Below are 13,226 nucleotides of genomic sequence, written 5' to 3'. Positions count from 1 at the left end.
GTCATCCTTAACCTTTAATGAGCTTGTCAGCATAAAGGGTAATATCTCTGGTTGCCAGTAATAAAAAACGCCCCTATACGCTTTATCAATAAAAATTGAAAGCATGTATAGAGGCGTTTTATCTGTCGGTTAAATAAGTCTTAAAACTTATTTAGCTGCAGCTTGCTCTGCTTGGATTGCAGTTAGTGCAACTGTGTACACGATATCGTCAACTAACGCACCACGAGAAAGGTCGTTAACTGGCTTACGCATACCTTGAAGCATTGGACCGATAGATACTAGATCTGCAGAACGCTGTACCGCTTTGTACGTTGTGTTACCAGTGTTTAGGTCTGGGAATACAAATACAGTTGCTTTACCTGCTACTGGAGAGTTAGGTGCTTTAGAAGCAGCTACGTTTTCCATGATTGCAGCATCGTACTGTAGAGGACCGTCGATCACTAGATCAGGACGCTTCTCTTGAGCGATCTTCGTTGCTTCACGTACTTTATCTACGTCTGCACCCTTACCAGATTCACCAGTAGAGTAAGAGATCATAGCAACGCGAGGGTCGATACCGAATGCTTTTGCAGAATCTGCAGATTGGATAGCGATTTCAGCAAGTTGCTCAGCTGTTGGATCTGGGTTGATCGCACAGTCACCGTAAACCAATACTTGGTCAGGTAGTAGCATGAAGAATACAGAAGATACGATAGATGCATCTGGTGCAGTCTTGATGATTTGGAACGGAGGAACGATAGTGTTCGCAGTTGTGTGAACTGCACCAGACACTAGACCGTCAACCTCGTCGTTCTCAAGCATCATTGTGCCTAGGAATACTGAATCTTGTAGCTTCTCACGAGCAACAACGTCAGTCATGCCTTTCGCGCCACGTAGCTCAACTAGACGAGCAACGTAGTTTTCACGAACTTCATCAGAGTTGATGATAGTTACGCCAGCACCTAGAGTAACGCCTTGTTGCTCAGCAACACGACGGATTTCTTCTGGGTTACCTAGAAGCACACATTCCGCGATACCGCGCTCAGCACAGATAGCCGCAGCTTTAACTGTACGTGGCTCGTCACCTTCAGGAAGAACGATACGCTTAGCCGCTTTACGAGCAAGCTCAGTTAGCTGGTAACGGAATGCTGGTGGGCTTAAACGACGCTCACGAGTTGAACCTTCAGTTAGAGATTCAATCCAGTTACCATCGATGTGGCTTGCCATGTACTCGTTAACTAGCTCTACACGCTCTTTATCGTCTGCAGGTACTTCTAGTGTGAAGCTCTGTAGATTTAGAGAAGTCTGCCAAGTGTTACCTTGTGCAGTCATTACAGGTAGACCTGTTGCGAATGCGCGCTCACATAGATCCATAACAGGTTTTGGTAGGTCGTAACCACCTGTTAGAAGTAGTGCACCTAGCTCAACGCCGTTCATTGCTGCAAGACATGCTGCAACGATTACGTCTGGACGGTCAGCTGAAGTTACTAGTAGTGAACCTGGACGGAAGTGCTCAACCATATTAGGGATAGAACGTGCACAGAAAGTGATGCTCTTAATACGACGAGTTTCGATGTCACCAGCGTTGATGATTTCAGCGTTTAGGTGTTGTGCGATATCAGTTGCACGTGTTGCGATAAGCTCTGCGCTCCATGGAGCACAACCTAGTACGCGTACTGGGCTTGAGTTGAACACTTGCATGATTTCAACGTTTGAAGGAACAGTACCTTCAGCGTCGTCGAAGATCTCAGAAAGGTCAGGACGAGTACGACCTTCTGCATCAACTGGTGCGTTAAGTTTGTTAACGATAACACCAGAGATTTGCTTGTTCTTGATACCACCGAAGTTAGAACATGCTACTTCGATACGCTCTTTAAGTTGAGCTGGGTTATCAGTGCCAGGAGAAACAACGAATACGATTTCAGCATCTAGCGTTTTTGCAATTTCAAAGTTGATTTGATTTGCAAATGGGTGCTTACGAGTAGCAACTAGACCTTCGATCAGCGTTACTTCAGAGTTCGCTGTAGATTCTTTGAAACGTGCAACGATGTCTTCTAGAAGAACGTCAGTTTTGTCGTTACGGATTAACTCTTCTGCATTCGCCATTGAGAATGACTCTGCGATTTGCATGTCACTGTTTGCACGAATGATAGTCGTCGTTAAATCAGGCTGATCGCCACCTTTACGAGGCTGAGCGATAGGCTTGAAGAAAGAAACGCGAACGCCTTTGCGTTCCATTGCACGAAGTACACCAAGGCTAACACTTGTTAGACCTACGCCAGCACCAACTGGAACAAGCATAATAGTACGGGACACTATAAATTCCTCTAACTATTGAATGGATACAGCACTGTTCAATAACAATTCACTTTTAAACAATGGGAATAAGTATAGAACAGCACCACATGAGAACATGACGGGAGGTCATGAAAAAACGGCTGACTCAAAGCCAGCCGTTAAGATAATCGTGAGATTAGATTTCAGCTAGTTGAGCTGTATCTTCTGCGATTACTAGTTCTTCATTAGTAGAAACAACCATTGCAGGGATGCGGCTGTTTGCAGAAGTGATAACACCTTCGCCGCCGAAGCGTGCTTTAAGGTTTGCTTCGCTGTCTACTTCGATACCGAAGATAGATAGACGCTTAAGAACTTCTTCACGGATAGGTGCAGAGTTTTCACCGATACCACCAGTGAATACGATAGCGTCTAGACGACCGTCCATTGTTGCTGCGTAGCTAGCTACGTACTTAGCAAGACGGTGACAGAATACGTTCATTGCACGAGTAGCTTCTTCTTTAGTACCGTAGTTTTCTTCAACGAAACGACAGTCAGAAGTCACACCAGTAAGACCTAGTAGGCCAGACTCTTTAGTGAACATAGTGTTGATGTCAGCAACGCTCATACCTAGACGATCGTGTAGGTGGAACATAACTGCTGGGTCAAGGTCACCACAACGTGTACCCATTACTAGACCTTCAAGAGGAGTTAGACCCATAGAGATATCTACAGACTTACCGCCTTTGATTGCACATACAGATGCGCCGTTACCTAGGTGACAGTTGATGATGTTTAGTTCATCAAGAGGCTTGTCTAGAAGGTTCGCAGTTTCACGTGCGATGAAACGGTGAGAAGTACCGTGTGCGCCGTAACGACGGATACCGTTCTCTTTGTATAGGTTGTAAGGGATTGCGTATAGGAATGCTTCTTCAGGCATTGTCTGGTGGAAAGCAGTGTCGAATACAGCAACGTTCTTAAGACCTGGGAAGTTGTGCTTAGCAGCTTCGATACCGATAACGTGTGCTGGGTTGTGTAGAGGTGCGAAGTCAGACGCATCTACGATACCTTGAAGAACAACATCGTCGATTAGAGCTGAAGCAGAGAACTGCTCGCCACCGTGTACGATACGGTGACCGATAGCGCCTAGGTTCTCTTTAAGTTCTGGCTTAGAAGCAAGGATAGTATCAACCATGAATGCTAGAGCTTCTTCGTGAGCAGCGCCTTCACCTAGTTGTGCTTCGTGCTTGCCATCAAGTTTCCACTTGATGCGTGCTTCAGGAAGACCTAGACATTCTGCTAGACCTGAAAGGTGTTCGTCACCTGATACAGGATCGATGATTGCGAACTTAAGAGATGAACTACCGCAGTTTAAAACTAAAACCAGCTTAGACATGAGTGACTACCTATAATCTGTCTGAAAGTTGATATTCATGTTTGAATAAAAAAGTACCCATAGAATAGACGATCTTTAAATCATCAGTCTAATCAGGGTGAAATTCGCGCTCATTCTTGAGTATTTGAATTGAGTTGCCTGCAATTCTGGTTCATCCTTGAGGGTGCTTAACTTGCAGTTAATACTATTAACAGCAACAATTAGATTTAAGCGCGCTTAGGATAGCGATTGTTAAGCAATATAACAAAAACATTTTTAGATAAATTTAATTTTAATCAAGTTTATTGCTTAAAAAGTTGAAGAATTGTAATTTTTTTTGATAAATGGTGCATTATGACTCAACAAACAATGTGGAAAAGTTTCCAGGACGGTCAGCATTACATGAGCACATGGCCAATGCGTAAAGAGTTGGCAGCCGTTTTTCCTGAGCACCGCTATATCAAGGCGACAAAGTTCGCGACCAAAGTGATGCCAGCCGTAGCTGCAATCAGTATTTTGACTCAAATGGTTTTCAACAACTATGGTGCGATGCCACAGGCAGTTGCCGTTGCATTATTGGCATTATCTATGCCGTTACAAGGCTTATGGTGGTTAGGTAAACGAAGCCAAACCGTACTCCCACCATCGCTTGCGAAATGGTATAGCGAAATTCACCAAAAGATAGTCAGTGAAGGGTATGCGATGCAGCCGAAAAAGGCGCAGCCGCGTTATCAAGAGTTAGCCGAAGTGTTAAGCCGTGCTTTTAAACAGCTCGATCGCAACTCACTTGATCGCTGGTTTTAAATCACGTTATTCCTGCGTTGAATATTTATGGTGAATTAAGAGAAAAGCAGCCTCATATGACGCTGCTTTTTTTGTATGGTTATCATATTAACCGCTGCTACTATCACCATTTTACAGATAATAAAAAAGAGCCACATTGTGACTCTTTTTGTAAGGCGTGAACCTTAACAGATAGATTGATTATTCGTCATCGAAATCACGAACAGGGCGAGGTGCGCGTGTTGCAGGCTTCGCCAAAATTTCTAGGTACAGTGAAGGAAGCGCTAGTTTCTCTGCTTCATCAATGCACTTGTTGATTTCTTTAACATGAATAACTTTTGCTTCTTGCTCGGTATGACCAAACTTACAATCAAAGTCCCAGAAATCAGCGCCTGCAGGCAGTGTTTTGTTGCGCTCACGACGTAAGTATTTCTTCACTTCGTACTTAACCGCTTCAACAACGCGAGGAACAGCTTTTTTAGGGTGGGTTAAAGCAAATGTTTTTTTCATGATTTTCCTAGTTCTCTATAAGCTCAAAACAGGGAGAGCTGGAACTATTTTACTCGAATTTGAGCTGGGTAGCGATGTTAAGAGATAATATTTAACATGGGGAAAGTGGGTTTATCACCTATGAATTTATGGCATACGAAAAAAAATCTAAAAAAATGGCAATTAAATGCAACCAAATTGCTACAAGGCTGTCATATAAAATACATAGAGAGTAATTAGTATCTACGCTGTTTTTGTAATATAAGTGCAATCTATGTTGTCATTTTTTCTGATAATCCAAACAGTGACTTATCAGTATACTGTTCAGGAATCAGAAAGGTAGTTATGGCACTATAATATGGCTACTAAGAGATATAGCTGTTATCTCCCAAAGAACCCCAACTGCTTGGCCGCCGATGGGGTTCTGCTCTATCTGGGCTATGTAAAATTACCTTCCCATCATCTATTCATAGCACTTTAATTCTTTATTTCTCATCATCATTTTTTTCATCGCTTTACTTTGGTTCTCTTTTTGTACATAACGTACAGGTAGTGGTGCCATGGTAACGCGGTAATCTTGAGCATTATCGGCTAACTTTTCTTTAGCGGTGATAGGGGTAACCAATGCGACGCTTAAGTTAGGGTTACGTGCTTTGATCCGAGATGCAGTGCCGAGTCCTTCCATGGTATGAAAACGACCAGCAACATGAATAATTTGCTTGTTTGGATGGCTCTTTAAATAGTCGACCATACTTTCTGCCATCGTATCGTCCCATGCGGTTTGAGCGGCAAACATACGCAGGTTTTGCTCTTCACTACCATGATGCATCGAGTTTAAAAATTTAGCCTGATAGGCATCTTTATTGAGCGTGAGCGATTGTGCTACCCACAAACGTTCTGATGTCGGTAATTTATTGAGATAGCCTGCCCCTTGTTTGCTAATACAGCGCACGATACTTTTGGGCGCATTAGCGGCAATTACATCTAATTTATTTTGTTTAGCAAATTCAACTAACGGGCGGTAATCACTGTCGTAGTTTGTCCATGCATTACCTTCAGATACAAGTGTTCGCTCGCCAATTTCACCTGCAAGATATTGATCGACAATAGTTTGTTTATCGCGGGTGAATTGCTCCATCGAAAGCGCCATATTGGGGTTTTGTTGATACAAGGCTGCAAACAATTGGCTCTGTAATAGGTGAGCAGCAGGGTGACTGTGCCATTCGCCAACCAAAATAATATCGGCGTCTTTAAGTGCTAAGGCTAATTGGTTAACTCTTAATGTGTTTCCTTGTGCAGAGGTAATAGTGTAATCGTAAAAGGTACTTGGGTTGGAAACAGGTGCAGGAGATTGATTTGAAGAAGCACAGCTTGTTAATACTGTTGCAAGGCTAAGACTTAGCGCGAGCCATTTATTCATTACTGATATCCCTAAATATGAACTTATTTTAAGAGTAGGAAATAAAACGCAGTAATGAATAATATAGTTAATGCGAGTTACTAGCAATTGATACTGATAATAACTCGCATTTAAGGTGCTGAGACGTAATGTCGATTATTGGCGACGGTAAACACGAATTGCGAAATCTGCTTCGCAGAAGAAATCTTTCGCTTCACCGAGTTGTTGCCATATTTGTTCTGATGTTTTCCACGCAAACGGCGTCATTTGCATTAATGCTGTCGCTTCTTCGCCACTTAATGACATCTCGTAATGCAGTTGCTCATCTGCAATCAATTCAAAACCTGGGATCGTTTCAACAGGCACATCGTGTAGACGTACACCATCGTAAATCAGCTCTTTTAATTGGTATAAATGACGAGGTGCAGGTGTTACTGCTACTAAGATGCCGCCGGGCTTGATTGCGCGTTCTAATTCTTCACCTTTACAAGGCGCGTAGATACGCACGATGCCATCAAAAAACTCATCAGCAAAAGGTAAGCGGTGACTTGAAGCAACACAAAAATCACATTCAGGGTAGCGTTTGGCCGCATACTTTACCGCTACTTTTGAAATGTCCAACCCATGAACGGCAAGCGCAGGAAATTGTTGGCGTAGTTGGACAAACTCGGAGGTGTAGTAGCCTTCACCACAACCAATATCAAGCAGCTGGGTTGCATCTTGTGGCAATTGAGCGCGAAGTTGCGCCATCACAGCATCACGTAGAGGCTGATAATGGTCGGTATTTAGGAATAAACGACGCGCTTGCATCATCTCTTTATTATCACCAGGATTTTTCGAGCTTTTGTGGTGAGCAGGCATTAGGTTTACATAGCCTTCTTTTGCCAGATCAAATTGGTGGTTGTTACAACAACGGTAAGTTTTCGGTTGCTCGCCTTGCGTATTTAAAACCAGTGACGCATGGCATAGGGGACATTGATAGGACATAAGAATAAACCAAAGCTGAAAAACAGCCGCTTAGTGTAATGGTTATTGTCTGTTGTCGCTAACGGATTTTGGTGCAAATAAAAAAGCCTTCAGTGTTGAAGGCTTTTGCAGCAGGATTTTAAGCGTAGAATCAGTGTTAGTGGCTTGGTCTAACTTTATATTCTGCTTTGTCTAAGCCATGCTTTTTCATACGTAAATACAGTTTTTTACGTGGGATCTGCAAGTACGATGACACTTCATTAATGCGTCCTGCAAACAGGTATAATGCATCTTCGATGACTTGCTTTTCGTAACCATCCACAAGATCGTCGAGTGGGCTACTCATTTGCTCAATTGGTTTTGAACGCTCTTGTCCTGCCAATTTTACGATGCCAATCGCATACAGTTCAGCGACGTTCTTTAGCTCTAACACGTTCCCCGGCCATTCATAACGACATAGGGTATTAATGTAAGCCTTATCAATAGTTGGTACTGACTTGTTTAGTTTCTTACAGCTTTGTTTTAAGTAGTGCTTAAAGATACTAGTAATGTCACTGCTGCGCTGACGCAATGTCGGTAAGCTAAAACGTACTTGGCTTAGGAAGTAGAATAGCTCAGGTAAGAATTGCTCACTTTCAACGAAAGGCTCTGGTGAACCTTCAAACAGTGCTAATAAACGTACTTCTTTCTTGCCTTGGCGCTCTTGCTCTAATAAGAAACGACATAACCACTGCTGGCTTTCTTTTGGCATGATGTGTGGGTTGCTTAAACATAAACAACCAGTACGCGCAGAGATCATGCTACGTTGAAGATCGGGTGTACAAGTGATTGCCGAACCATCAATTTCTACCATCGGCCCTTGATGCAATGGGCTGTTCTTATGCAGAATTTTAGCAATGGTGTGACGACCTGTGCCATTTTCACCTTCGATTAATACGTCTTTGGTTGAGTTCGCGACTTGCTTTAATTGCTCACGCACTTTAACGATTAACGGACTATCACCTAGTAACAGTTCAGTAGCTGTGCTTTGCAAGGTTTTGCGTTGCTCAATGATCTGTTTACGCAGCGGCAGATGCTTTTCTAGCAATTGGATCAGATCATTGGGCTGTAATGGCTTTTGTAAAAAATCGATAGCGCCTTTTTTCAGAGCATCAACAGCCATTGGAATATCACCATGACCTGTAACGATAATCACGGGAATGTCGTTGTCGAAATGCTGGATCTTTTCTAGTAATTCCATGCCGTTAAGACCGGGCATGTACATATCAGTGACAATGACGCCAGTCCAGTGATAATCAAGCATGGCGATCACTTGAGTTGAGTCAGTGACGGTTTGAACGTTATAACCTGCAAGCTCTAATAACTCTTGGTAGGCATCTAGTACATCTTGATCGTCATCGACAATCAGCACATTAGTATTATCACTCATCATCTTTCTTTAACTCCAAAACAACCATCGCTCCACCTGTGAGACCAGAAGCGAGGAAGATGTTACCTTTTAACCTTGTCATGATTGAACTACAGATGCTGAGGCCTAATCCGAGTCCGACATCTTTGGTGGTGGTAAAAGGTACGAATAATTTATCAATAATGTCATTACTAAAGCCATGACCACTATCTAATACCGCGATCCTTATTCTATCTTTAGGGCTATCAAGTCGCATAATGGTTATTTGTCGCTGTTTACAACTTGCAACAGCATCACAGCTATTGACCAATAAATTGACTAAAACTTGTTCAAGTTGGACCTGATCGGCTAGGGCGTAGATAGGAGTACTAATGGTACTGGCTATTGTTGTTTGTTGTACTTTTGCACGGCTCTCAACAATGAGTATGGCTTGTTTTATTGAATCTTGAATATCAACACGGGTCAATGGATTTGTTGCTGATTGTTTTTTGGCAAAACTACGAAGACTGCTGATCAGTTTACTCATTCGTGACACTAAATCTTCTATCTTTCCCAAATTATCCGGCAATTTTTCATATTTTTGATGTTCTATCGCTAATTTGGCACTAAATAGACGCGTTGAGATCGCAGATAATGGCTGATTCAGCTCGTGCGCAAGTGATGTCATTGTTTGACCAACGGTTGCCATTTTCGCAGCTTGGATCAGTTCATCTTGAGTGGCAATTAAATCACCTTCAATGCGTTTACGATCTTCGATTTCTGCTTTTAATTGCTGATTTCGAAGGGTTAGCGATTGGGTTTTTTCCGAGACTTTATTTTCGAGCCAACGGGTGGTTTTTTCCTGATCAGTGATATCGGTGATAGTAATGATCACCTTATCTTGATTACCTTGTTTAAAGATGCGGAAATCTAATCGAAGGTAAAATAAGTGCTGCTGATCAGTGGTATGAGTCACTGTGAGTTTATAGGCCCCTAATTTGCGAAGTAGGCTGTTTTGTTTAAACAGCAGTTTTAACCGATCAGAGATAGGGCTATCAAATAAATTCCACAACGTTTGATGTTGGCTAATGCTATCAAAGTTAAATTGCTTTAGTGCCTGCAAGTTCACAGACTCCACTGCACCATGCATGTTACAGGTGATGATACTCACTTGCGTATTGTTGATCAGGTTCAGCGCATTTGAGGCTTGAATATCTTGCATCTGACGGCAAAAATCACGCAGATTATCACCTAAAATACCAATCTCATCTTCACCTGTAGTGGCGATATTGGCGTCGTTAAAATTGCCTTTAGCCACTGAATAGAGATCTTTGCTCAGTAAGTTAAGTCGGTTAACGATGCCGTTACCAACTAGATATATTGAAAGGAAAATAGTCAGAACGATGGTAATAAAAAGTACGCCAAATAACATAAAGTTACTGACAGTGATTGCTTGTCGAGTATCGCTATTTAAGTTATTTAGCGCCCGATCGGCATGATCTACCAATGTCTGGATCATGTTTTCTTGCTGCGAAAGGCGTTGCTTGATATCGACGCGTGCTCGATTGATTTGTAGGCTTAAAATAACATCACGTTTTAATTGCAGCTCTAGCTGACCACCTGGTTTGGTCATATCTATAAATTTATCCAGTAACTTACTAAACGTCATTGATGAAGGGTAGTTACTGAGCTGCTGGCTGAGCACTTCTATTTCGGCGGCCTTATGACCAAGAAAATTAAACGCATTACTAAGGTCTCGCTGGTGGCGTTGTTGAATAATTTCACCAATCAATTGGTGTAGCTCATTCTCTTTTACCGTAATGGCTTGGATCAGAGAAAATTCATTCATGATATCGTTAACAACATCAAGCTGAACCGCATTTTTCTTTTCTCCATGACGGTTCATATTATTGAGTTTCCATTCCACTTCTTGACGTAGAGGGATCAGCTCTTCAAGCAAATCGCTATGCAGCCATTTCAGTTTATTTTCCGTTTGCGAAAGAGCAAACAGATCACTATTTCGCTTTTTTAGCAACTTCGTATAGTTATCAATTTGCTGCACCAACGTTTGCTGCCCCGATTTAATGGCGGGGTAATAGTGCAGTTTAGAAATCTTGTCGATGGCGGTACTGATTTTGGTAAGTGTGGAATTAAGCTTATTTTTTATTGTTTCATGTTTGAGTGGGTTAGTGTTTTGCCCCAGTAAATTGAGCGTTGCTTGTAGCTCAGCAGTATTACGCTCTAACTGGTAGCTTGCCTGCACAATAGGCATGTTGTTATGGGTAATGGTTTCGATTTGTGTGCTGAGTTTTTCCCAGTTTAAAACCGCGATTACGCTAACTGAAATGGTGAGAAATGCCATTAGAATAATCGCCATAATAAGGCGACTACCAATTGTCTTTTTGTTGATGTAGCGGATCATTGCAATGCTGGATTCCCGTTAATAATCGTCTGGCTTAATGCAATGGCTTGCTCTAATTGCATCGCCATTTTTATCCGCCATTGCTGTCGGTAATTATGTACTTGTGGGTTGTCTCGGAATAGAGATAACTCATGATATACCTTATCTTGCATATCATCTATGTTAACGGGTGATGTTGATGCTAGTTGTTTCGCTAGAGTAAAATCTTGCTGTTGTTTTTCGGTTAATTTCAGTGATGCTTTTTCAATCGAATGGAGCAGTTGCCATGCTTGATTAAGCTTAGGTAACTGGTTACTAATTGTCTGTTCAAACAGGTGTTTTACTAGCCCCGAGCGTTGTTGAATAACGTGATAGTCCAATGATTTTCGATTGAATGTTTTCTCAATAAAGTCATCGTGTTTGATCTGTTTTGGGTGGATTAAGTGTTCATAAGTAGCGGTTTGATTATCACATTCCTGAGCTAGCAATAAATTCACAAAATCTTCTGCAAAGCGTGATTGGTAGTTGTTTTTCACTATCGCTACATAGTTTGGTAATAACGGACTTTTAGGTTGATAGCTAAAATCAATATAAGAAAATTGCTCTTTATAATGACGAGCATAGCTATCAATTACAGGGCCAACGCCGATTAAGCCACGTGAGATCGCTTCACTTAAAGCAAAGGCATTGGTTTCTACCGAGGCGAGGTTGCCGCCCATTTGGTAAAGCAAACGCCATCCATTCTCCCAACCGTATTCTTGTAGGATGCTTTCAATCATTAAGTGAGTGGTATTAGAACGATAAGGGCTACTAATGCTGATATGGTGGAAATAATCAGGTTGAGCGAGATCAGACCAATTTGTCGGGATTGGGAGATTGTTTTTTGCTAAATAATGCTGATTCCATAGCAAACCAAAGCCAGTATGACCAAAAGAGATAATATCTTCAGACAGCTGTTGCTGGTTTTGTCGAGCTTTTGCTTTACCAAAAGGCAATAACTTTTGGGTTTTGATCAGTGGCTGAAAAAAAGTCGGTGACGATGAAATGATGATATCAATATCATGCTTTTTCTGACTGAGTAAACGCAGCCCTGAAGCCTCACGACGTTGGATCACTTGGACCTCACTTTGCGGGTGCTTTTCTTTAAATGCGTCAAGTATCGGACGTAATCCTGTTTCTGAAAATGTTGTCAGAATGACTAGGTTTTGGGTTGGTTGTGCGATAACTGGCGTTGCGACTAAGAGTAGTAGCAAGATAAAGATGTGGAGCATTGTGGTTAGTGATCCCTAGCGTATCAAGACTGAATATTTGTAGATTTTTAATATTATGTCTGTAGCTATACCATTAGGTTGGCAAGGATGCTTTATATCAATAATAAACTATGGACAATCTCACAAAAAAATAATGGTTAACGATTTGTTATGGGTGTTTTGTCGCACCTATACCCAAGTGACTTAGGTATAAATGTAAAAACAAAAAGCCGAGTCACTAACTCGGCTTTTTAGGTATTGAATAATACAGCGTTTATTATGCAGATAGGATCTGTTGGATTTCATTGCATGATAGGTGGTATTGACGAGGACAGTTACGCCATACTTTTAACATACGCTGGTATTTTTCTAGCATAGGCACATGGCTATTAAAGCGGTGCTCGTTTTTCTCAAATTGAGGGTATAGCCCTTCTTCATCAACAAGGAAGCGAACGTAGTTAACTAGCTGTGCTTCAGTTGCAGCATCAAAACCTAGGAACTGTAAGCGACGTTGATCGATATCTTTTGCGCCATCACAACGGCAATCTTCAAGGTTAAACGACTCTTGCAGGGCATGGTACATTTCCATGAAGTCGATCACTTCACGACAATCTTGCTCAGGTAAATCGCCAAAGTCTTTATCTAGTTCACGCATTTGTAGACCGTAACCACGTTCAACGATGGTTTGAAGGCGACGGTATTTCTCTGCGTTCTCAGGTGTCAATTTAGACATTAAGTAGTATTGGTTAGATAGAATTAAACGTTGAGCGTTTGTCATTTCCATTTAAGGTGGCCTCATAGATATTTATCTTCTGCCAATGAGAGTAGCAGGTTAGGTATAAAATAAATTGATCTGACCCCGATTAGGCATCTTTTTTTGTTACTTTATGTTATTGAAATAATACCCTTTTAATTTGTAAGGT

Annotated in this window: 10 protein-coding genes; 1 reads left to right on the top strand and 9 read right to left on the bottom strand. The window is 41.8% G+C overall.

Features of this window, described 5'->3' with window-relative positions:
- Positions 1-147: 147 nt before the first annotated feature.
- Positions 148-2,295 carry a phosphate acetyltransferase gene (gene pta, locus Q7674_RS18360; RefSeq protein WP_023931436.1) on the bottom strand — a complete coding sequence of 716 codons (2,148 nt, stop codon included), beginning with the start codon at positions 2,293-2,295 and terminating at the stop codon, positions 148-150.
- A gap of 157 nt (positions 2,296-2,452) precedes the next feature.
- Entirely contained in the window at positions 2,453-3,649 is a 1,197-nt protein-coding gene (locus Q7674_RS18355) for an acetate kinase (protein WP_008987724.1), read from the bottom strand.
- Between the two features lie 333 nt (positions 3,650-3,982).
- Here Q7674_RS18355 and yfbV point away from each other — a divergent pair, with 333 nt between their 5' ends.
- Positions 3,983-4,432 carry a terminus macrodomain insulation protein YfbV gene (yfbV, locus tag Q7674_RS18350; RefSeq protein ID WP_023931437.1) on the top strand — a complete coding sequence of 150 codons (450 nt, stop codon included), beginning with the start codon at positions 3,983-3,985 and terminating at the stop codon, positions 4,430-4,432.
- A gap of 180 nt (positions 4,433-4,612) precedes the next feature.
- On the opposite strand, the gene Q7674_RS18345 is transcribed toward yfbV, so the two are convergent.
- From Q7674_RS18345 to Q7674_RS18315, 7 genes are all read right to left on the bottom strand, one after another.
- A complete protein-coding gene (locus Q7674_RS18345) occupies positions 4,613-4,921 on the bottom strand; it encodes a DUF6172 family protein (protein ID WP_008987721.1) in 309 nt (102 codons plus the stop codon).
- 442 nt (positions 4,922-5,363) lie between these two features.
- Complete coding sequence (locus tag Q7674_RS18340) at positions 5,364-6,320, bottom strand: ChaN family lipoprotein (protein ID WP_305423055.1); 957 nt, start codon at positions 6,318-6,320, stop codon at positions 5,364-5,366.
- A 135-nt stretch (positions 6,321-6,455) separates the two neighbouring features.
- On the bottom strand, positions 6,456-7,286 hold the full coding sequence (gene rlmA, locus Q7674_RS18335; protein ID WP_023931439.1) for a 23S rRNA (guanine(745)-N(1))-methyltransferase: 831 nt from the start codon (positions 7,284-7,286) through the stop codon (positions 6,456-6,458).
- A gap of 136 nt (positions 7,287-7,422) precedes the next feature.
- Positions 7,423-8,697, bottom strand: a complete 1,275-nt coding sequence (locus Q7674_RS18330; protein WP_045063638.1) for a sigma-54-dependent transcriptional regulator — start codon at positions 8,695-8,697, stop codon at positions 7,423-7,425.
- The gene (locus tag Q7674_RS18325; protein ID WP_008987717.1) at positions 8,687-11,074 is read right to left on the bottom strand and encodes a sensor histidine kinase; all 2,388 of its coding nucleotides are present in this window, start codon (positions 11,072-11,074) and stop codon (positions 8,687-8,689) included. Before Q7674_RS18325 ends, Q7674_RS18330 begins: the two co-directional genes overlap by 11 nt.
- Positions 11,071-12,324: an ABC transporter substrate-binding protein gene (locus Q7674_RS18320; protein WP_045063640.1), complete on the bottom strand. Its 1,254-nt coding sequence runs from the start codon at positions 12,322-12,324 to the stop codon at positions 11,071-11,073. The genes Q7674_RS18325 and Q7674_RS18320 overlap by 4 nt, the downstream gene beginning before the upstream one ends.
- A gap of 256 nt (positions 12,325-12,580) precedes the next feature.
- Complete coding sequence (locus tag Q7674_RS18315; protein ID WP_008987715.1) at positions 12,581-13,087, bottom strand: YfbU family protein; 507 nt, start codon at positions 13,085-13,087, stop codon at positions 12,581-12,583.
- Positions 13,088-13,226: the final 139 nt, after the last annotated feature.

It is taken from the genome of Photobacterium leiognathi (assembly GCF_030685535.1).
Taxonomy (GTDB): Bacteria; Pseudomonadota; Gammaproteobacteria; order Enterobacterales; family Vibrionaceae; genus Photobacterium; species Photobacterium leiognathi.
Note: the sequence above shows the minus strand (reverse complement) of the source record. Positions and strands in the feature narration are given on the sequence as shown.